The organism is Variovorax sp. S12S4, from assembly GCF_023195515.1.
In the GTDB taxonomy this organism is placed as follows: Bacteria; Pseudomonadota; Gammaproteobacteria; order Burkholderiales; family Burkholderiaceae_C; genus Variovorax.
The window spans coordinates 5,205,894-5,225,146 of sequence record NZ_JALPKR020000002.1 but is presented as its reverse complement, the minus strand read 5'-3'; the positions used below and the strand labels follow the sequence as shown (position 1 = coordinate 5,225,146).

The following is a 19,253-nucleotide window of genomic DNA, read 5'->3' as shown; positions in this document are numbered from 1 at the left end:
ATTACGATTCAAGCTCTCAGCCCGCCTTGTAGCTGTCCGCCTTCCATGCGCCTTGTTCCCAACTCCCTGCACGACGAAGTCGCCGCCACGCTGCGCGAGCAGATCTTCGCAGGCGAGCTGGCGCCGGGCAGTTTCCTGGACGAAGCGGCACTGTGCGAAAGGCTGGCGATTTCCCGCACTCCCTTGCGCGAGGCACTGAAGGTGCTCACGGCCGAAGGCCTGCTGCGGCACGAGCCGCGGCGCGGCTGCTTCGTGCGCGAGGTGACGGAGCGCGATCTCGACGAGATATTTCCGGTCATTGCGCTGCTCGAAGGCCGCTGCGCCTACGAGGCCGCGCGCAATGCCAGCGATTCCGAGCTGCATGACCTCGATGGCTTGCATGAACGGCTGGTGCGCCACGCCAAGGCCAAGCGCATCAACGACTACTACGCCACCAACCACCTCATCCACGAGGCAATCATCCAGTTGGCCGACAACAAGTGGCTGGCCCAGGTGATCGGCGATCTGCGCAAGATTCTCAAGCTCGCACGGCTGCAGCAGTTGCATGCGCCGGGCCGTCTCGAGCAAAGCCTGTCTGAGCACCTGGCGGTTTTTGCGGCCCTCAAGGCGCGCGACAGCGAAGGCGCGGACGCCGCCATGCGCACGCACCTGACCCGCCAGCGCGAGGCCCTGCGCGAAGTGGCGCGGCAGCAGAAATCAAGGGTGATGTCATGACCTGCACCAAGAAGGGCATCTCCCCGTCCCACAGAATTGGAGTGTGTCGATGAGTGCGACCGAATGGTTCCAGGCGCGGCTGCGTTCTGGCGACAAGACCGGCAGCAAGGTGCCCGTGGCACCCGAGGGCGTCGCCCGCAGCGCGCCCAAGGCTGCCGCAAAGCCCAGCGCGCGCTCGACGGCCGAGCGCATGCAGGCCACCTTGCGCAAGGCCGACGAGGCCCTGTCGCCGCGTGCCTTGCGGCGCGTGCTCACGGCCTTGCAGTCGGTCATCGATCCGCGCGTGAGCGAGGTCGAGGGCGGCCGGAGGGCGCACGCCATCGCACTCGAATACGCGGCCGCCACGCCGGAAGAGCGCCGCGACTACTGGGCGCTGATGAGCGAGCATTTCGCGGCCGATCCGCAAAAGCTCAAGCTGGCGCGCGACCAGCACCAGGCCGCCGTCGGAACCGCCGACGAAGGCCAGGCCGAACTGCGGCTGCGGCGGGCGCTGGTGTCGCCCCGCATGCGGCTGCTGCAACGCTTTGCAGTCGAGCCCGAGGGCATGCGCTTCCTGGTCGACCTGCGCGCCGAGCTGCTGCCTTTTCTCAAGTCCGACAAGCGGCTGATTGCGCTCGACGCCGAACTGGAGCACCTGTTCTCCACCTGGTTCGACGTCGCGTTTCTCGAATTGCGCCGCATCGACTGGGATTCGCCGGCTTCGCTGATCGAGAAGCTGATCCGCTACGAGGCCGTGCACGACATCAAGAGCTGGACCGACGTGAAGAACCGGCTCGACGACAGCGACCGCCGCTGCTACGGCTTCTTCCACCCGCGGCTGCCCAACGAACCGCTGATCTTCGTCGAGGTGGCGCTGGTCGACCGCATCAGCGACGGCATCATGCCGCTGCTCGACGAAACCGCCGTGCCCATCCAGCCGGCCAAGGCCACCACCGCAATCTTCTATTCGATCAGCAACACCCAGAACGGGCTGCGCGGCGTGAGCTTCGGCGATTCGCTCATCAAGCGCGTGGTCGAGACGCTGCAGGACGAGCTGCCGCGCCTGAAGACCTTTGCCACGCTCTCGCCGATTCCCGGCTTTCGCGCCTGGCTGGCCAAGAACGCTGCGGAGCTGCTGCCGCGCCTGGACGAAAAGCGAGAGGCCGAACTCGGCCGCCTCGTCGGATCGCTGCCCCCCACCGCCGAGCGCCTGCTCGCGGCGGTAGACGGCGCAGCCACGCTCGACGCCAAGTCGCCGCTGCGTCAATGGCTGCTGCAGGCCGCCGCCGAATACCTGGGCCGCACGCTGATCGACGGCACGCCCGCCGATCCCGTGGCCCGCTTTCACCTGGGCAACGGTGCCCGTGTCGAGCGCCTCAACTGGGCCGGCGATCCGTCGCCCAAGGGCCAAAGGCAATCGTATGGCCTCATGGTCAATTACCTCTACGATCTCAAGCGGCTCGACAAGCATCGCGCATGGCTGGCCGAGGGCAAGGTGGCGGTTTCGGGAGATGTCGAAGGCCTGTTCTTCAAAAAAGGCTGAGAGTTCTGAAAGAAAGTCCGGCGCGCGAGGCGCCGGCGGCCGCATGCCGCGGCATTCCACAACGACAGGAGATGACAGATGACTCAGGGTTTTCAACGACGCGACGTGCTGCGCCTGGGCGCAGCCGGTGCAGCCGTTCTGTGCGGCGGTGCGCGTGCGCAGGGGGGTAATTGGCCGACGCGGCCGGTCAACATGATCGTGCCGTTCCCGGCCGGCGGCGGCACCGACGCCTTTGCGCGCCCGCTCTCGGCGCAGTTCTCCAAGGTGACCGGGCAAACGCTGGTGATCGACAACCGCGGCGGCGCCGGCGGCACCGTGGGCGCAAGCATTGCGTCCAAGGCGCAGCCGGACGGCTACACGCTCTTCATGGGCGCGGTTCACCACGCCATCGCACCGTCGATCTATCCCAAGCTCGACTACGACATCGAGAAAGATTTCGTACCCCTGATGCTGCTGGCCAACGTGCCGCAGGTGGTGGTGGTCAACCCCAAGCGCGTGACCGCCACGACGCTGCAGGAGTTCGTTGCCGCCGCCAAGCGCAACCCTGGCAAGCTCAACTACGGTTCGGCGGGTTCGGGCACCTCGCACCACCTGGCGGGCGAGCTGTTCAAGCTGCAGACCGGCACGTTCATCACCCACATTCCGTACCGCGGCGCGGGCCCGGCGCTGTCCGACCTGATTGCGGGCAACGTCGACCTGATGTTCGACGGCCTCGGCTCTTCCGCCCAGCACATCAAGGGCGGCCGCATCAAGGCGCTGATGGTGGCCGGCGCCAAGCGCAACCTGGCGTTCCCGGACGTGCCCTGCGCCGCCGAGGTCGGCCTGCCCGACTACACCGTGACCACCTGGTACGGCTTGTGGGCCCCCAAGGGCACGCCCGCCGATATGCAGGCGCGCATCGTCGACGAGATGAAGAAGGCCTTGGCAACCGATGAGCTCAAGGCCATCTGGGCGCAGAACGGCTCGGAGATTCCGAGCCTCACCATGGCCTCGTACGGCGGCTTCGTCAATTCCGAGGTCAAGCGCTGGGCGTCGGTGGTGAAGGCCTCGGGCGCCAAGCTCGAGTAATGGGCGAGAGCACGGTCTCATTGCGCCGCGAGGGGCCGGTCGCGTTCGTCATCTTGTCGAACGCGGGGCGCCTCAATGCGATGACGCGCGCCATGTGGCGCGAACTGCGTGCGGTGTTCGAGGGCATCGGGCAAGCGGACGAGGCGGGGCTTCGGTGCGTGGTCATCAGCGGCGAGGGCGGTGCCTTCTGTGCGGGTGGCGACATCTCCGAATACCCGTCGTTCCGGTTCGACGAAAGCAGCTTGCGCGAATTTCACGAGAATGAAGTGTGGGCCGCGCTGCAGGCCATGCTCGATTGCCCGCTGCCCCTGGTCGCGCAGATCGAAGGCGCGTGCATGGGCGCCGGTATCGAGATAGCGAGCTGCTGCGACATCCGGCTCGCAGGCGCGTCGGCCAAGTTTGGCGCACCCATTGCCAAGCTTGGCTTTCCCATGGCGCCGCGAGAGGCCGCGCTGGTTCACGGCGCCATTGGCGACGTGCTCGCGCGCGACATGCTGCTGGCCGCCGGCGTGCACGGCGCACAGCGGCTGTACGACGCCGGCTTTTTGCTGCAGGTGCTGCCCGACCATGAAGTACCCGCCGCCGCGCAAGCGCACGCGGCACGCATTGCCGCACTGGCGCCGCAGGCCGCCCGGCTTCACAAGCGCACCTTCGCCATGCTGAAAGCAGGCGCGCAAACGACCGAGGGCCTGCTCGCAACCGCCTACGACTACGCCGACTCCGCCGAGCACCGCGAAGGCATTGCCGCCTTTCTTGCCAAGCGCAAACCGAATTTCTGAAGTACCTGCTCGATGAAGACGAAAGCCAACCCCAACCTGTTTGCCGCCTTGCGCGCGGCGTTTCCTGCCGACCTCGACGGCATTGCCGTCGAAACCGACAACGGCCTGTTCTATTCGTGGAGAGATCTCGACCGCGCGAGCGCGATGATCGCCAACCTGCTGGATGCGCTGGGCCTCGAGGAAGGCGCCCGCATCGCGGTGCAGGTCGAGAAGTCGGTCGAGGCGATGATCCTGTATCTCGCCACGCTGCGTGCCGGCTATGTGTTCCTGCCGCTCAACACCGCCTATCAAAGCGCCGAGATCGAATACTTCATCGGCAATGCCGAGCCCGCCGTGGTGGTGTGCACCAGCCGCAATGCCTCGTGGGTAGGCCCCATTGCCAATGCCGCGGGCACACGGCACGTGTTCACGCTGGACGACGACCGCACCGGCACGCTGCTGGAGGTTGCCGCGCAGTGCAGCGACCGGCACGTGGTGGCCCACAAGAATGCGGACGACCTGGCCGCCATCCTCTACACCAGCGGCACCACCGGCCGCAGCAAGGGCGCCATGCTCACGCATGGCAACCTGCTGTCGAATGCCGAAGTGCTCAAGGACTACTGGGGCTGGACGAAGGGCGACGTGCTGATCCACGCGCTGCCCATCTTCCACGTGCACGGCCTCTTTGTTGCGTTGCACGGTGCGCTGCTCAACGGCAGCAAGATGATCTGGTTCTCCAGGTTCGACCCCAAGCGCGTGGTCGAGAAGCTGCCCGAAGCCACCGTGTTCATGGGCGTGCCCACGCTCTACGTGCGGCTGCTGGCCGAGCCCGGCCTCACGCGCGAGGCGGTGCGCAATATGCGGCTGTTCGTGGCCGGGTCGGCGCCGCTGCTCATCGAGACTTTCGACGAATGGCGCGAGCGCACCGGCCACACCATTCTCGAGCGCTACGGCATGAGCGAAACGGTGATGCTCACCTCCAACCCCTACAGCCCGGCGCAGGGCGAGCGCCGCGGCGGCACGGTCGGCTTTGCGCTGCCTGGCGTTCAGCTGCGCGTTCGCGACGACAGCGGCCGCGACTGCACCACCGACGAGATCGGCAACATCCAGGTCAGCGGCCCGAACGTGTTCGTGGGCTACTGGCGCATGCCCGAGAAAACGAAAGAAGAATTCACCGCCGACGGCTTCTTCAAGACGGGCGACGTCGGCAAGATCGACGGCCGGGGCTACATCACCATCGTCGGGCGCAGCAAGGACCTGATCATCAGCGGCGGCTACAACGTCTATCCAGCCGAGATCGAGGGCTACATCAACGAGTTGCCCGGCGTCGCCGAAAGCGCGGTGGTCGGCGTGCCGCACCCCGACTTCGGCGAAGTGGGCGTGGCCATCGTCATTCCCAAGCCGGGCGCCGCGCTGGACGCCGATGCCATCGTGGCGGAGCTCAGGTCGAAGCTCGCGAACTTCAAGATACCGAAGCGCTGCTTTGTCGTGAACGAGCTGCCGCGCAACACCATGGGCAAGGTACAGAAGGCGCTGCTGCGGGAGCAGCACAAGGGTCTGTTCGCCTAGGTTTTCGCAGCCTTCGGCGCTCTCGGTGCGAGGGCGGTGGTGCGCGGTTCGTGAAAGATCATCGCGTCCACCGCATCGGGCGAAGGCCGTCGGAACTCCACCCCGTAGCCTTCGAGCGTGTCGACGTTGAAGCTGCGCCCATCGGCCGGAAGCAGCCGGTAGGTCGGCTGGCCCGGAATGGTCATGTTGAGTTCGCCCTCGGCGTCGAGCCTGATCTCGATGGTGCGGCCGCTGTGCAGGTAGTCGCCGGCGCACAGCCGGCGAAACGCCGGGTCCAGCACGTCGCCGGCCGCAACGCGGCGAAACACGATGTCGTCCACCATCTCCTCGAGAGGAAGCTCCACGCGATCGATGCGACCCTGGCGGTCGTAGCGGAAGGTGAGGGTCCGATTGCTGGGGTGCATCACGGTCGGCCGGTCGGGTGTGATGAACACGTCGTAGTGGCGGTGCTCCAGCGGCTCCTCGAAGCCGCGCCAACGCCAGGCAAGGCCATCGGCAGCCTGTTCGATATGGATGCGTCCGTACGCCGGATGCTCGTAGCCGCCCACATAGTCTTCCAGCGCGTGGCTCGGCCGGGTGCCGCTTCGGCGGACTTCCGCCTTGGCTTTCTTGTCGAGGCCGAGCTGTTCCACTGCCTGTTTGCGCCGCGGCGCCAGGCGGCCGAACCAGTCGACCGGTGTGCGGCCGCAGATGCGGTCGAGCACCGCGTAGGTGAGGATGGCGGTGGTGCTGCCCGGCGCCCGGTTGGTCAGCACCACCACGCCCGCGCGGCGTTGTGGCTGCATGGTCATGAGCGTGCTCCAGCCGGCCCAGGAGCCCGAATGCGCAATGGTGCGCTCGCCCCGGTACTGCTCGCAGAAAAGTCCGAGGCCGTAGTGCGAATCGCCGATTTCGGCGAATTCGGAGCGGCCCATGTGCACGCGCGGCGTGGTCATCTCGCGCAGCGCCTGGGCCGAAAGCAACTGGCGGCCATCCACCTTGCCGTCGAGCAGGAAGCGCGCCCATTTCGCCAGGTCCGACACCGAGGCGTTGATGCCGCCTGCCGGCATGGCGCGAATGGGCGAGAGCGGCGTGCGGTAACGCTCGTCGCCATCCATCGCATGGGGGCGGGCGGCGTCTTCGGCGGCGCCAAGCGCCTCGATGGAAAAGCCGAAGTGGCTGAAGCCCAGGGGCTTCATCAAGCGTTCGGTGGTGAAGTCCTGGTAGCTCTGGCCGCTGATGCGCTCGGTGACCATTCCGGCGACCAGGTAGCCGAGGTTCGAGTACTGGAAGGTGTCGCGCAAGTCCTTGTTCGGTGCGAGGTGCCTGAGTGCGGCCAGCATCTGGGCGTTGCTCAGGTCACCGGGCATGTGGATCCAGTCGTGCCGCGGCAAGCCGCTGTGGTGGCACAGCAGGTCGCGCACCGTCAGTCGCTCGGTTGCCACCGGGTCGTGCAGGCGAAATTCCGGAAGCACCTCGCGCACCGGCCGTGACCATTCGAGCTTGCGCTCATCGACCAGCAAACCCAGCCCGGCCGCGGTGAACGACTTGGTGATGGAGCACAGCAGGAATTGCGTGTCCACCGTCACGGGCAGGCCCGTCTCGGTATCGCGCACGCCGTAGCCCTTGAGCACGGCAATTTCGCCGTCCTGGATCACGGCCAGGGCAAGCCCGGGTACTTTCCACTCCTGCATCGAGGCTTCGATGAGGCTGTCGAGTTCGCTCCACATGATCGGGTCCTTGCCTTTGCTTGCGCTTGAATAGGGCCGCGCATCCTAAAGCAAATGCCCGAAGTGCGGTCTTCTAGGCGGCGGCCAACCCATTCATAAGACCGCTGCGGGCGTGGCAGTTGATGTACTCGTAGCTCTGTTCGTCCGCCTTGAGCACCGACACCTCGTGGTACACGCGCAGCTGCAGCTGGAAGTTCAGCGCCTGCACGTAGCGCATGAAGCTGCCGAAGATCGCGACGTGCGTGGGGTGCGACTCGGCCCAGCGCTCCATGTCGGCGAGCGATCGCCAGAAGCTCAGGCCGAACGACTTCTCGAGCGGCGTGCCTTTGGCGTCGAGATGGCGCATGTAGCGGTTGCTGTAGCAGCCGATGCCCAGCCCCTGGTCTCGCAAGAACTCCATGCCTTCGCGCAGCACCGGTTCCATTTCTTCCAGGTAGAGCGTGCGTTCCTGGCCGGCGGTGTCGGCCCATTCCTGACCGGAGCGGATCATCGCGATGTTCTCGTGGCCGGCGACGCGCACGCGCTGCCCGATAGCCGGCGTGCCGGCAATCACGGCGCGTGTGCCGGAGGGTGCCATGGCATCGGTCTGCGAGAGTGGAATGCGGTCGCGCATCGAACCCCAGTAGCCGTGCTCCTGCAGTTCGCCGCTCACGCCGCCCATCACCACGCCCACGCCTTCGAGACGGTCCGGCGTGTTGAACATGGTCTCGAAGTGCTCGACGCGCGGTGACACCATTTCGCGGAAGTAGCCGAGGCCGTCCGCCAACCGTTCTTCGGAGCGCCACCACGCATCCACCTCGGGGGCTGAGCACCAGCGTGCATGGGCGGCAGGATCGTCCCAGTACGCGATGGCGATCATGTTGTCGTAGCCGTCGGCATCGACATGGTGTGCGAAGTCGTGGTGGCCCGGGCCGTCCGGCAGCGCGAAGCCGGCTGCGATCTTCATCAGCGCAGCGCAAGCTCGCCCTTGCATATCGGCGCCGCGCGACTGCACGCCGAAGTAACCCATCACCACCTGCCTCACCGCGGCCGGCGCGCGCGCCGACCAGACGGGGTAGGGCGGCGCGTAGTCGTCTTCCACGCGGCGGTGGCGCGTGCGTGGGCACTTCAGGTGCTCTGCAATGGCGGATTCCATGGCGTGGCTCCTGCTGGTTCAGGCGGCCAACTGCTGGCGCGCCGCGGCGCCCTGCTCGGGCGTGGCGACGATGGCTTCGAAGGCGCCGCCTTCGACCTCGGGCGCACGCTGCAGCACCACCGGTTCGCGCCGCGTCTTGTTCAGCAGCAGCTGCGTCACGTCGGGCCGTGAGTAGTGGCCGCTCGGGTCGGCCGCGGCCTTGGCGAGCGCAATCATTCCAAGGTCGATGTCCGCAATCACCAGCCCTTCCTGGTCTTCGGCCAGGGGCGTGCCGAGCGGGGATCCGTCGGGCGCGTAGATGCGTGCAAAGCCGCCGCCCACGCGCAGCAACTGCTGCTTGCCTGCATCGGTGCACATCAGCTCGCTCATCGCCTGTGAAACCGTGGCGCACGGCGCGACGACGAAGCATTGGCCCTCCGCCGCGTACACCTGGCTGGCCGCATTGTTGAGCTCGGCACCGAGGGCGAAGGCCGCGCCGCGGTAGAGCGAGAAGCTGGGCCAGGCGCCGCAGTGGATCTGCTCGTTCTGTGCATACATCGCATATTTGCTGAGCGGCTGCAGGTGCTCCCAGCACGAGAGCGATCCGATGTTGCCGATGGCCGTTTCGGCCACTGCAAGGTCGGAGCCGTCGCCTTCGCCGAACACCGTGCGCTCCACGTGCGTGGGCTTGAGCTTGCGGCGCGTCTGCACGGTGTTGCCCTGGTCGTCGATCAGCGCCTGCGCAATGTAGAGGCTGCCCGCGGCCTTTTCGCTGTAGCCAAGGGACACCCAGATCTTGTGCTTGCGCGCGGCATCGCGAATGCGGTCGAACTCGCCCGAGTCGACGACCAGCGCGTTGTCGTGATAGCGCTGCACGAACTGCATGCCCCAGGCCGGCGAATCGAGCCAGATCCACCAGGGGTACCCCGGCACCCAGGTCTCGGGAAAGGCGATGAGCTTCACGCCCTGGCCGGCCGCCTGGGTCATGAGGTCGATGGTCTTGTCGATGGTGCCGTCGAGATCGAGGAACACGGGCGCGGCCTGCACGGCGGCAACGCGAAGCTTGGGATGAACGGTGGCGGGCATGGCGGGTCTCCAGAACCGGGGGTGGTGAAACAACTTCGCACACCTCGCACCGGGTTTGCGCGGTGGCATGCGGGTTGCTTCAAGCGTAGATTCGCCGCCGCGAAACCCCTTGACCCGAACTTGCGGCGTTCTTGTTCCAGCGTTGCATGCCGGCTTTTCAAGAAATCCGAGGAACCCCGATGAACCAGTTGTTCAGCACCGATGCCGTTCCGCGCGACCAGCGGCTCGCCTACTGGACCGACATGATCTGCAATGTGTACGTGCAGCTCGGGTGCGATGCGGTGCGCAAGGACGATTCCGGCAATTTCGAAGGCAGCATCCGCCAGCACACGCTGCCGAGCCTCGATGTGTCGGTGGTCAAGTCGGGCCCGCAGAAGGTCATGCGCACGCCGGGGCACATCTCTCGGTCTGGCGACGACTATTTCCTGGTCAGCATCCAGGCGCGCGGCCAGGGCGTGGTGCGGCAGGATGGGCGCGACGCCGTGCTGGCGGCGGGCGACTTTGCGCTGTACGACAGCACCCGGCCCTACGAATTGCTGTTCGACCACGCGTTCGAGCAGATCGTGCTCAAGCTGCCTGGCGAACGCCTTCGCAGCGAACTGCACGACACCGAAGCACTGACGGCCACCACCGTGTCGGGACGCGAGGGTGCGGGACACCTGCTGCTGGGCATGATCCGCACGCTGCGCGAAGACATCGACACCTTGCAGCCGGCGTCGGCACTCGCGGTGGCCAACGGGGTGCAGAGCATTCTGGTGGCAGGGCTCCAAACGCTGCCTGCGGCGCGCGCGCCGGGCCTCAGCAATCTCACGGCCTACCACCTGGCCCGCGTGAAGCGGCGGATCGACGAACAGTTGGCGGACCCGTCGCTGTCGGTAGGAAGCCTTGCGGCGGAGCTAGGCGTTTCAGCCAGCCACATTCACCGCATCTTCAAGAGCGAGCCGCTCACGCCTTCACAGTACATCTGGGAGCGCCGGCTCGAAGCCTGCAGCCGCGACCTGCTCGAGCCGCGCCTTGCCGGCCGGCCGGTCGCCGACATTGCCTACGGCCGCGGCTTCAACGATGCGGCGCACTTCAGCCGCGCATTCCGCGAACGCTTCGGCTGCTCGCCGCGCGAGTGGCGGCAGCAGCGCGTTCAATAACAACAAAAAAGAGGGCGCGGCCTTCGCCGGATTACTGCACCAGCAGCACTGACGTGTCGGTCTCGGAAATGACCTTGGTGGCCACCGAGCCCATCAACGCGCGGCCAAAAATGCCGTGGCCGTGGGTGCCCAGCACAATCAGCTGGGCATGCGCGGCAGTTGCCGACTTGAGGATTTCCTCGGCCGCATGGCCGTGGCGCTGGTCGACAGTGAAGTTGCTCACGTTGTTCTGCGCGAGCAATGCCTTCACGGGGTCGAGCACCTTGGCGCTTTCTTCAGCGTAGTAGTCGTCGACCACCTGTTTGCTCAGGTGGCGCGCCACATGGCCGTGGACGCCGGTACACACATGCACGATGACCAGCTCATGCCCGTCCACGAACATGGCGCGGTTGGCGAGCAAGTAGTTGAGCGCCTTTTGCGTGTAGGCGCTGCCGTCGACTGCGATGAGGATTTTCATGAGGCCGGTTATACGGCCCGCGCTTGCCTGCCGCAACGGGTCTCACCCGAGACCCAAGGGGCTTTCACTTCAACAGCCGCGCAGTGTGCGAAGCTGCGCGATGGCTCAGCCCTGCAGCCCCTTCCAGAGCATGTAGGCCGCCAGCAGGTACAGGATGCTCGCGAACACGCGCTTGAGCTTTTTCACAGGCAGGTTGTGGGCGGCCTTGGCGCCGAGCGGAGCGGTGAGCACGCTGCACACCGCAATGACCGCGAGCGCAGGCAGCCAGATGTAGCCGAAGGCACCTTCAGGGAGGCCCTGCACCGACTGTCCGCTTACCGCATAGCCCAGCACGTTGGCCACCGCAATCGGAAAGCCGAGCGCGGCGCTGGTGGCTACCGCGTTGTGAATGGAGATGTTGCACCACGTCATGAACGGCACGCTGACGAAGCCGCCGCCCGCGCCCACCAGCCCCGATATGAAGCCGATGGCGCCGCCCGCCGACAACTGGCCCACCGTGCCCGGCATCTGCCGCGTGGGCTTGGGCTTGCGGTCAAGAAACATCTGCGTGGCCGAGAAGCCCACGAACAGCGCGAACACGATGGCCAGCACCGTGCCCTTGAGCAGCGCGAACACGCCCAGGCTGCCCAGCAGGCTGCCGATGACAATGCCGGGCGCCAAGCGCCGCACGATGTCCCAGCGCACCGCGCCGCGCTTGTGATGCGCCCGCACGCTCGACACCGAAGTGAAGATGATCGTCGCCATCGAGGTGGCAATGGCCATCTTCACGGCCAGGTCGGAGGCCACTCCGCGGTGCCCCATGATGATGGTGATGAACGGCACCATGAGCATTCCGCCCCCAATGCCGAGCAAGCCCGCCAGAAAACCGGTGCCCAGGCCGAGTGCGGCCAATTCGGCGATCAGGAGGGGGTCGAGCAGGGAGTTCACGCAGCGGAGCCTTGAAAAAAAGCAACGGCCCCGTGCAGCGCTTGCCGGGGCCGTTTGAACGGAAAAAGGTGTCTGCAAGTGGGCGCCGAACCCGCATCCTGAACCAGGGTTCAGGTGGGCGAGGGCAGCAAGGCTTCGGGTTCATCTGACGCGAGATGATCACGCCCGCCAAGCGATGTACCAAGCCCGGCTCCGGAGAGCATTGGAACAAGGAAATATTAAGCCCGACGCGCACCGCAGACAGTTCGGATTTTACGCCTCGGACGAGCCGGGCGCTTCTCCTCAGAGTAAATGGTCATCGCCCGCAAGGGCTTGATCGAGTTTCTGAATGAGCTGGGCGGCCTTGGCGTCGTCCTCGCCGGCATCTGCGCCGGGCACCGCGGTTGCCGGGGAGGCCGTCGGTGCAGGTGCGGCTGCCGCGGCCGCCTGCTGGGCGGCCAGGTCGAAGGCCAGGTTGAGCGAAGCAAGCACGGCAATGCGGTCGCGCGCCTTCACCTTGCCCGCATCGCGGATCTTGCACATGGCCGCGTCCACCCGGTCGACGGCCTCGCGCAGTTGGGCTTCGCCGCCCTCGGGGCAGCCGAGCAGATAGCTCTGGCCCATGATCTGAACTTCAATCTGCTTCATGCGGGGGAATCTTCGGAAGGTGGTTCGGCCGGCAGCCGCTCGAGCAGGGCGTCGAGGCGGGTGCGGGCCGCGGCGAGCCGCGACTTCAGCGCATCGCGCTCGCGCGTGAGCGCTTCGACCTGCTCCTGCAGCAGCGCATTGGTGCGCTGCACCTCTTCATGACGCACGAGCAGGCGTTCCACACGCTCGGCGATCTGGTCGATGGGGCTGGAAGCGGGCATGGTTGGCGATTGTAGTTTCCCAGGGAGGCGGTCCCCCGTGGCGCCGAACGCCGCGTGGGACCGGGACGGATTCTGCGGCCTGCACCTTGCTCTTTCCAAACTTTCCGATGCGATGCGGACAACAGTCTGCGCAACTTTTGGCTTACTGCGCCTGCGAGAGGCCCTAGAATCCCGCCCGTTGGTGCCTGCGTCGTGGTTCACACGCCGCGGTTCAACGGGAAGCAGGAGTGAACGCCCCCCGGAAACGGGACAAGGCCGAAGCCGCCTGCGCTGCCCCCGCAACGGTCAAGCAGTCGACGCCACGCGCGTCAACCTTATCCATCAAGCCACTGGGCGCCCTGAAACAGGCGCCTGGGAAGGCGGTGAGGTCGTACTGCCAGCCCGGATACCGGCCAACGAGGCGGCTGCCGCATGCGCGATCGATTCGCGTGCATGAAGCAGCCATTGCGCCCAAACGCTGGCGGGGAGGCCGGCGACGGGCATAGACGTTCGTTCGGTCCATTCATGATTTCCTGCGTTTCCCTTTCCCTCGGCCGTGTTCCCGCGCGCCGTCGCCGCCTTGCCTGCCTGCCGTTCGCACTGGCCTCCGCTTTCGGCGGCCTGGCGCTGATCCAGCTGCCCTCGGCAGCGCACGCCCAGCAAGAGGCGCGCGCGCTGGGCGAGACCGTGGTCACGGCCAACCGTACGCCGCAAGCCCTGTCCGACCTGGTGGGCGACGTGTCCATCATCGACCGCCAGACCATCGAGCGCAGCGGCGCCGTGGGCGTGGCCGACGTGCTGGCGCGCCTGCCCGGCATCGAGATGACGCGCAACGGCGGCCTGGGCAGTACCACCAGCCTGTTCGTCCGCGGCGCAGACACGCGCTTCACCGCCGTGTACATCGACGGGGTGCGCATCGATTCGCAATCGACCGGCGGCGCCGGCTGGGAGGGCATTCCCCTTGCGCAGATCGACCGCATCGAAGTGCTGCGCGGCCCCGCTGCGGCGGTGTACGGCTCCGACGCCGTGGGCGGCGTGGTCCAACTCTTTACCCGCCGCGGCGAAGAGGGCGTGGCGCCCTACGCGGGCGTGGGCTTCGGCAGCCATGGCCTTCGCAAGGCCGAAGCGGGCGTGAGCGGGAAGTCGGGCGCGTTCGACTATTCGCTGGGTGTTGCGCATGAAGAGAGCAAGGGCTTCAATGCGCTGCCGATCGAAAAGCGCACGCCCTCGAGAGACGGCCTGACAGACCCCGACCGCGATGCATACCGCAACGACTCGGGCAACCTGCGGCTCGGCTACCAGATCAACCCGGCCCAGCGGCTCGAGGCCACGCTGCTCTACAGCGACACCGAAGCGGGCTACGACTCGCCGGTGAGCACCAGGACGCGGCCGCCGATCCGGTTTACCAACGACGTTTCGCAGAACACGCTGCGCACGGCGGGGCTTTCGTGGTCCGCCAAGTGGAACGACATCTACAGCACGCGCGTGCAGGTGACCGATTCGCAATCGGTCTACAAGACGCAGCCTTCGTTCTACCGCACCGAGACCAACCTTCGCGGCTACCTGTTCCAGAACGAATTGCGCTTCGGCCCGCACCTGGTGACGGCCACCCTCGAGCGCCGTGAAGACGCGCTCGAGAACGCACCCACCACCTTCACCGGCCTGCTGTCGCGCAAGCGCTCGCAGGACGCGGTTTCGCTGGGCTACGGTTTTGTGCAGGGGGCGCATTCGCTCCAGCTGCATGTGCGGCATGACGACGACAGCGAATTCGGCGGCAAGACCACCGGCAGCGCCGCCTACGGCTACGCCATCACGCCGAAGCTGCGCGCCACCGTGTCGGCCGGAACCGCATTCCGCGCACCCACGCTGTACCAGCGCTTCAGCGAATACGGCACGCCGACCCTCAAGCCGGAGTCGAGCCGCAATGTCGAGCTTGGCTTGCAGTACGCCGACGGCGGCACGCATGCGGGCATCGTCGTGTACCAGAACCGCGTCAACGACCTGATCGTGTTCGACGGCGGGGCCACGAATTGCGATTCCGGCTTTGGCTGCTACGCCAGCACGGCGCGTGCGCGCTACCGGGGCATCACGCTTTCGGGCGGCCACCGCATCGGCGACGTGACGCTGCGCGCATCAGTGGACTTCCAGGATCCGCGCGACCTGGAAACCGACAACCTGCTCGCACGCCGCGCGCGCCGCCACGGCACGCTGGGTGCCGACTGGCGCGTTGCCGGCTGGACGCTGGGCGCCGAGGTGCAATCGTCGAGCAAGCGCTTCGACGATGCCGCCAACACCCGCACGCTGAGCGGCTACACCGTGCTGAACCTCGTGGCCAGCACGCAGATCACGCGCGACATCGGCCTGGTGGCGCGCGTCGACAATGTGGGCGACAAGGACTACACGCTGGCACGCGGCTACGCCACCGGCGGCCGCAATGCCTACATCGGCCTGAAGTGGACGCCGCATTAATCAGGCTTTGCCGACGGCAACCCCGAAAGGAAGAAAGATGCCCACGACCATTGCGCATGAATTCATCCTCGGGGGCCAGAAAAGCGGCAAGTCGCGCCGCGCCGAGCAGCGCGCCACCGACTGGCTGGCCGAGGCGCCCGCTGCGCGGCGCGCCGTGCTCATCGCCACCGCGCAGGCGTTCGACGACGAGATGCGCGAGCGCATCGCGCGCCACCAGGCGGACCGCGCCCGGCGCGTGCCGGCCATGCGTACTGTGGAAGAACCGGTCGAACTGGCGCGCGCCATTGTTTCCGAGAGCGCGCCCGAAACGCTGGTGGTGGTCGATTGCCTCACGCTTTGGCTCACCAACCTGCTGATGCCGCTGCGCTCCGAGGCCGCCAAGCCCGCCACTCGCACGCCCCCGGCGCACGTCGCCATGCTGCTCATCGCGCTGCGCGAGGCGCGCGGGCCGGTGGTATTGGTCGGCAACGAAATCGGCCTGGGCGTGATTCCGCTTGGCCGGGAGACGCGTGCCTTCGTCGATACGCTCGGCCGCATGAACCAGGAGGTGGCGGCCGCATGCCATCGCGTGACGCTGATGGCGGCCGGTCTGCCGTTGACCTTGAAGGCGCCTGCCGCATGAAGATGAAGCACTGGATTCGATTTTTTTCCGCAGTATTCGGCCTTGGTGTTCTGTCGCTGGCCGCGCACGCTCTTGAAGTAACGGACGAGCGCGGCGTTACCGTGAGCCTGCCGCAGCCGCCGCAGCGCATCGTCACGCTGCTGCCGTCGTTGACCGAAGGCGTTTGCGCGCTCGGCGCCTGCTCGCGGCTGGTGGGTGTCGACAACTATTCCAACTCGCCGAGTGCGGTGCGCGCGTTGCCGCAATTGGGCGGAGGGCTCGACCCCAATGTCGAGGCCATCGTGGCGCTGCGGCCCGACGCGGTGCTGCTTGCCAAGTCGTCCCGCGTGACGCAGCGGCTCGAAGCGCTGGGCCTCAAGGTGGTGGTGCTCGAACCCAAGAGCCATGCCGACGTGCAGCGCGTGCTCGGCAAGCTAGACCAGGTGCTTGGCACCCGCGAGGCGCCGAACGTGTGGCGCGTGATCGATGCCAGTGTCTCGGCGGCGGCACAGTCGCTCCCCGACCGCGCGAAGGGCCTGCGCGTGTACTTCGAGGTCAACAGCGCGCCGTTTGCGGCCGGCGAGTCGTCGTTCATCGGCGAAACGCTTACGCGGCTGGGCGCGAAGAACATCGTGCCGGCGTCGCTCGGGCCGTTTCCCAAGCTCAACCCCGAATACGTGGTGCGCGCCAATCCTGACCTCATCATGGTCAGCGTGCGCAGCGCGCAGGGGCTGGAGCAGCGCCCGGGTTGGGGCGGGATCCGTGCGGTGCGCGAAGGCCGCATCTGCCGCTTCAGCGCCGACGAGTCCGACGTGCTCGTGCGCCCCGGCCCGCGCATGGACGAGGCGGCACGCTTGATGGCACGCTGCCTGACGGAAAAGTCCGGCTGAAAAGCCGCAAGAATTCTTCATGCACACGCACCATCAGCGCAGGGTCTGGCTCTTCGGCATTGCCTTGCTTGGCTTGGGCATTGCGTTCGCGCTGCTCGGGCTGGGCATCGGCAGCACCGGCTTCGAAAGCCTGCTGGCGGCATGGCGCGATCCGGTGGCACTGCAGATCGTGTGGGACATCCGGCTGCCGCGCACGCTCGGCGCCTGGCTCGCGGGTGCGCTGCTCGGTCTCGCGGGCGCGGTGGCGCAGGGGCTGTTTCGCAATCCGCTGGCCGACCCCTACCTGCTCGGCAGCGCATCGGGCGCTTCGCTCGGCGTGGCGGTGGCGCTCATGCTGTTTGGCGGCTCGGTCGCAAACATGCAATGGGCATTGCGCCTTGGCCTTACCGGTGCGGCCTTCGTGGGGGCGGTGCTCGCGGTGATGCTCACGCTGCTGCTCGCGCGCGGCGTGCAGCAGACACTTCGGCTGCTGCTGGCGGGCGTGATCGTCGGCGTGGTGCTCGGCGCCGCCAAAGACCTGATCACCATCGCTTCGGCCGATGTCCTGCAGGCCATCCAGGGCTTCATTCTCGGCAGCACCGGCCTGGTCGGCTGGAGCGCATGCGCCGTGATGGCCGCTGCCGGTGTGGTATGCCTGCTGCTGGGCTGGGCGCTTGCGCCGGTGCTCGACAGCCTTTCGCTGGGCGAGGCCACTGCAAGAAGCCTTGGCCTTCCGCTGGGCGCCATGCGCGCCGCGCTGGTGGTGGTGCTCGCGCTCGCCACCGGCGCGGCCGTGGCGCAAACGGGCCTGATCGCTTTCGTGGGCCTTGCCTCGCCGCACCTCGTGCGCTCGGTGGTCAAGACCACGCATGCCGGGTTGATCGTGCTGTCAACGGCCATGGGCGGACTGCTGCTGATGTCCGCCGACCTCGCAGCGCGCTGGCTCATTGCCCCGCAGGAGCTGCCCGTGGGCGTGCTCACGGCCGTGCTCGGAGGCAGCTACCTGCTGTGGCTGATGCACAGGCGCAGCGCGCGGGGAGGCGTGGCATGAGCGGCCGCATTCCCGCCATCGAAGTACGCGGCTTGAGTGCCACGCTCGGCAGCACCGAGGTGCTGCACGGCATCGAGCTGAAGCTGGGCGCCGCGCGGTGGACCAGCATCGTCGGGCCGAACGGCGCGGGAAAGTCGACCTTGCTCAAGGCGCTTGCAGGCCTGCTTCCGCACCGTGGCGAAGTTTTTCTTTTCGGCGAGCCGGCCGCCAAGGTGCCCGGCCGCATTCGCGCACAGCGCCTTTCATGGCTGGGCCAGAGCGGTGCGGCGGGCGAGGGCAGCGCCGACGACCTGATGGTCTACGACATTGCGATGCTCGGCCGCCTGCCGCACCAGCGCTGGCTTGCCGCGCCCAGCGCGGAAGACCGCGAGGCCGTGGAGCGCGCATTGCGCAGCACGCAGGCCTGGGAGTGGCGCGAACGCCCGCTGGGCCAGCTCTCCGGCGGCGAGCGCCAGCGCGTACTGATGGCGCGTGTGCTCGCGGTCGAGGCCGAGCTGCTGCTGATGGACGAGCCACTCGCCAACCTCGATCCGCCCCACCAGGCCGACTGGATGCAGACCGCGCGTGCCTTGGTGGCCGAAGGCCGCACCGTGGTCAGCGTGCTGCACGAACTGCCCATGGCACTTGCGGCCGACGAGTTGGTCGTGATGAATCATGGCCGCGTGGTGCACCACGGCGGCAGCAGCGACCCGGCCACGCACGCAGCGCTCGAGCAGGTGTTCGATCACCGCATTCGTGTGCATCGCGTGGCGGACCAGTGGATTGCCTTGCCGAATTGAACGACTTTCCGAACACCACACCATGCAGATCGAAACTCCCCCAGCGACAAGCCCTACGAAAAACCCGAGGGCGAACGCCGCGGCATCGTCATCGTCAACACCGGTGACGGCAAGGGCAAGAGCACGGCCGCCTTCGGCTTGGCGTTGCGTGCGCACGGCCGCGGCAAGGCGGTGAAGATCTACCAGTTCATGAAAGTGCCCTCGGCCCGTTTCGGCGAGCACCGCATGTTCGAGCAGATCGGCATTCCCATCGAAGGCCTGGGCGACGGCTTCAGCTGGAAGAGCCAGGATCTCGAGCGCTCGAGCCAGCTTGCGCGCGACGGCTGGGAAAAGGCCAGGGCGGCCATTCTTTCGGGCGAGTTCTTTCTGGTGGTGCTCGACGAGATCACCTATCCGCTGATCTACGGCTGGCTGCCGCTCGACGGTGTGCTCGAAACGCTGCGCGAGCGGCCGAAGCATGTGCACGTGGTGCTGACCGGCCGTCGCTGTCCGCCCGAGATCATCGAGCTGGCCGACACCGTGACCGACATGACCATGGTCAAGCACGCCTTCAAGGCCGGGATTCCCGCGCAGCGCGGCATCGAGGATTGA

The 19,253-nt window shown here is 66.9% G+C and carries 18 protein-coding genes, 1 pseudogene and 1 riboswitch; of the genes and pseudogenes, 12 read left to right on the top strand and 7 right to left on the bottom strand.

The window, feature by feature from the left end; translation table 11 throughout:
- Positions 1 to 45 precede the first annotated feature (45 nt).
- The 5 genes from M0765_RS25615 (at position 46) to M0765_RS25595 (ending at position 5,631) form a co-directional block, all read left to right on the top strand.
- Complete coding sequence (locus tag M0765_RS25615; RefSeq protein WP_258506825.1) at positions 46 to 714, top strand: GntR family transcriptional regulator; 669 nt, start codon at positions 46 to 48, stop codon at positions 712 to 714.
- 49 nt (positions 715 to 763) lie between these two features.
- A complete protein-coding gene (locus M0765_RS25610) occupies positions 764 to 2,236 on the top strand; it encodes a malonyl-CoA decarboxylase (protein ID WP_258506824.1) in 1,473 nt (490 codons plus the stop codon).
- Between the two features lie 78 nt (positions 2,237 to 2,314).
- Positions 2,315 to 3,304 (top strand): Bug family tripartite tricarboxylate transporter substrate binding protein, encoded by a 990-nt coding sequence (locus M0765_RS25605; protein ID WP_258506817.1) that lies wholly within the window; start codon positions 2,315 to 2,317, stop codon positions 3,302 to 3,304.
- The gene (locus M0765_RS25600; RefSeq protein ID WP_258506816.1) at positions 3,304 to 4,083 is read left to right on the top strand and encodes an enoyl-CoA hydratase/isomerase family protein; all 780 of its coding nucleotides are present in this window, start codon (positions 3,304 to 3,306) and stop codon (positions 4,081 to 4,083) included. The genes M0765_RS25605 and M0765_RS25600 overlap by 1 nt, the downstream gene beginning before the upstream one ends.
- A gap of 12 nt (positions 4,084 to 4,095) precedes the next feature.
- Positions 4,096 to 5,631, top strand: coding sequence for a malonate--CoA ligase (locus tag M0765_RS25595; RefSeq protein ID WP_258506815.1), 1,536 nt, complete (start codon positions 4,096 to 4,098; stop codon positions 5,629 to 5,631).
- Here the strand turns inward: M0765_RS25595 and M0765_RS25590 are convergent.
- The 3 genes from M0765_RS25590 to M0765_RS25580 form a co-directional block, all read right to left on the bottom strand.
- Entirely contained in the window at positions 5,628 to 7,340 is a 1,713-nt protein-coding gene (locus M0765_RS25590) for a serine hydrolase (protein ID WP_258506814.1), read from the bottom strand. The two genes, M0765_RS25595 and M0765_RS25590, sit on opposite strands and share 4 nt — an antisense overlap.
- A 73-nt stretch (positions 7,341 to 7,413) precedes the next feature.
- Complete coding sequence (locus M0765_RS25585; RefSeq protein WP_258506812.1) at positions 7,414 to 8,475, bottom strand: phenylacetaldoxime dehydratase family protein; 1,062 nt, start codon at positions 8,473 to 8,475, stop codon at positions 7,414 to 7,416.
- An 18-nt stretch (positions 8,476 to 8,493) separates the two neighbouring features.
- A complete protein-coding gene (locus M0765_RS25580; RefSeq protein WP_258506811.1) occupies positions 8,494 to 9,540 on the bottom strand; it encodes a carbon-nitrogen hydrolase family protein in 1,047 nt (348 codons plus the stop codon).
- Positions 9,541 to 9,719: 179 nt separating this feature from the next.
- On the opposite strand from M0765_RS25580, the gene M0765_RS25575 reads away from it, so the two are divergent.
- On the top strand, positions 9,720 to 10,682 hold the full coding sequence (locus tag M0765_RS25575) for an AraC-like ligand-binding domain-containing protein (protein ID WP_258506810.1): 963 nt from the start codon (positions 9,720 to 9,722) through the stop codon (positions 10,680 to 10,682).
- 31 nt (positions 10,683 to 10,713) lie between these two features.
- Here the strand turns inward: M0765_RS25575 and M0765_RS25570 are convergent, their stop codons facing one another.
- The 4 genes from M0765_RS25570 to M0765_RS25555 all read right to left on the bottom strand — a co-directional run bounded on the left by M0765_RS25570 (position 10,714) and on the right by M0765_RS25555 (position 12,914).
- Complete coding sequence (locus M0765_RS25570) at positions 10,714 to 11,139, bottom strand: universal stress protein (protein WP_126749671.1); 426 nt, start codon at positions 11,137 to 11,139, stop codon at positions 10,714 to 10,716.
- Positions 11,140 to 11,244: 105 nt separating this feature from the next.
- Positions 11,245 to 12,066 (bottom strand): sulfite exporter TauE/SafE family protein, encoded by an 822-nt coding sequence (locus M0765_RS25565; protein ID WP_258506808.1) that lies wholly within the window; start codon positions 12,064 to 12,066, stop codon positions 11,245 to 11,247.
- Positions 12,067 to 12,348: 282 nt separating this feature from the next.
- The gene (locus M0765_RS25560) at positions 12,349 to 12,693 is read right to left on the bottom strand and encodes a cell division protein ZapA (RefSeq protein ID WP_258506807.1); all 345 of its coding nucleotides are present in this window, start codon (positions 12,691 to 12,693) and stop codon (positions 12,349 to 12,351) included.
- Positions 12,690 to 12,914: a DUF904 domain-containing protein gene (locus tag M0765_RS25555; RefSeq protein WP_093023459.1), complete on the bottom strand. Its 225-nt coding sequence runs from the start codon at positions 12,912 to 12,914 to the stop codon at positions 12,690 to 12,692. Before M0765_RS25555 ends, M0765_RS25560 begins: the two co-directional genes overlap by 4 nt.
- Positions 12,915 to 13,077: 163 nt before the next feature.
- Positions 13,078 to 13,325: riboswitch (cobalamin riboswitch) on the top strand.
- A 93-nt stretch (positions 13,326 to 13,418) separates the two neighbouring features.
- Between M0765_RS25555 and M0765_RS25550 the strand changes: the two genes are divergently transcribed.
- The 6 genes and pseudogenes from M0765_RS25550 (at position 13,419) to cobO (ending at position 19,253) form a co-directional block, all read left to right on the top strand.
- Positions 13,419 to 15,362 carry a TonB-dependent receptor domain-containing protein gene (locus M0765_RS25550; RefSeq protein WP_258506806.1) on the top strand — a complete coding sequence of 648 codons (1,944 nt, stop codon included), beginning with the start codon at positions 13,419 to 13,421 and terminating at the stop codon, positions 15,360 to 15,362.
- Between the two features lie 37 nt (positions 15,363 to 15,399).
- The gene (gene cobU, locus M0765_RS25545; RefSeq protein ID WP_258506805.1) at positions 15,400 to 15,984 is read left to right on the top strand and encodes a bifunctional adenosylcobinamide kinase/adenosylcobinamide-phosphate guanylyltransferase; all 585 of its coding nucleotides are present in this window, start codon (positions 15,400 to 15,402) and stop codon (positions 15,982 to 15,984) included.
- A 2-nt stretch (positions 15,985 to 15,986) separates the two neighbouring features.
- Positions 15,987 to 16,853, top strand: a complete 867-nt coding sequence (locus M0765_RS25540) for an ABC transporter substrate-binding protein (RefSeq protein ID WP_258508460.1) — start codon at positions 15,987 to 15,989, stop codon at positions 16,851 to 16,853.
- Positions 16,854 to 16,872: 19 nt separating this feature from the next.
- Positions 16,873 to 17,883, top strand: coding sequence for a FecCD family ABC transporter permease (locus M0765_RS25535; RefSeq protein ID WP_258506799.1), 1,011 nt, complete (start codon positions 16,873 to 16,875; stop codon positions 17,881 to 17,883).
- Positions 17,880 to 18,662 (top strand): ABC transporter ATP-binding protein, encoded by a 783-nt coding sequence (locus M0765_RS25530; protein WP_258506798.1) that lies wholly within the window; start codon positions 17,880 to 17,882, stop codon positions 18,660 to 18,662. The genes M0765_RS25535 and M0765_RS25530 overlap by 4 nt, the downstream gene beginning before the upstream one ends.
- Before the next feature lie 22 nt (positions 18,663 to 18,684).
- Positions 18,685 to 19,253: pseudogene (gene cobO / locus M0765_RS25525) on the top strand (cob(I)yrinic acid a,c-diamide adenosyltransferase).

Coding starts and splice junctions, on each gene's coding strand:
- M0765_RS25615 (WP_258506825.1), top strand. CDS start 46: ATGCGCCTTGTTCCCAACTCCCTGCACGACGAAGTCGCCGCCACGCTG.
- M0765_RS25610 (WP_258506824.1), top strand. CDS start 764: ATGAGTGCGACCGAATGGTTCCAGGCGCGGCTGCGTTCTGGCGACAAG.
- M0765_RS25605 (WP_258506817.1), top strand. CDS start 2,315: ATGACTCAGGGTTTTCAACGACGCGACGTGCTGCGCCTGGGCGCAGCC.
- M0765_RS25600 (WP_258506816.1), top strand. CDS start 3,304: ATGGGCGAGAGCACGGTCTCATTGCGCCGCGAGGGGCCGGTCGCGTTC.
- M0765_RS25595 (WP_258506815.1), top strand. CDS start 4,096: ATGAAGACGAAAGCCAACCCCAACCTGTTTGCCGCCTTGCGCGCGGCG.
- M0765_RS25590 (WP_258506814.1), bottom strand. CDS start 7,340: ATGTGGAGCGAACTCGACAGCCTCATCGAAGCCTCGATGCAGGAGTGG.
- M0765_RS25585 (WP_258506812.1), bottom strand. CDS start 8,475: ATGGAATCCGCCATTGCAGAGCACCTGAAGTGCCCACGCACGCGCCAC.
- M0765_RS25580 (WP_258506811.1), bottom strand. CDS start 9,540: ATGCCCGCCACCGTTCATCCCAAGCTTCGCGTTGCCGCCGTGCAGGCC.
- M0765_RS25575 (WP_258506810.1), top strand. CDS start 9,720: ATGAACCAGTTGTTCAGCACCGATGCCGTTCCGCGCGACCAGCGGCTC.
- M0765_RS25570 (WP_126749671.1), bottom strand. CDS start 11,139: ATGAAAATCCTCATCGCAGTCGACGGCAGCGCCTACACGCAAAAGGCG.
- M0765_RS25560 (WP_258506807.1), bottom strand. CDS start 12,693: ATGAAGCAGATTGAAGTTCAGATCATGGGCCAGAGCTATCTGCTCGGC.
- M0765_RS25555 (WP_093023459.1), bottom strand. CDS start 12,914: ATGCCCGCTTCCAGCCCCATCGACCAGATCGCCGAGCGTGTGGAACGC.
- M0765_RS25550 (WP_258506806.1), top strand. CDS start 13,419: ATGATTTCCTGCGTTTCCCTTTCCCTCGGCCGTGTTCCCGCGCGCCGT.
- cobU (WP_258506805.1), top strand. CDS start 15,400: ATGCCCACGACCATTGCGCATGAATTCATCCTCGGGGGCCAGAAAAGC.
- M0765_RS25540 (WP_258508460.1), top strand. CDS start 15,987: ATGAAGCACTGGATTCGATTTTTTTCCGCAGTATTCGGCCTTGGTGTT.
- M0765_RS25535 (WP_258506799.1), top strand. CDS start 16,873: ATGCACACGCACCATCAGCGCAGGGTCTGGCTCTTCGGCATTGCCTTG.
- M0765_RS25530 (WP_258506798.1), top strand. CDS start 17,880: ATGAGCGGCCGCATTCCCGCCATCGAAGTACGCGGCTTGAGTGCCACG.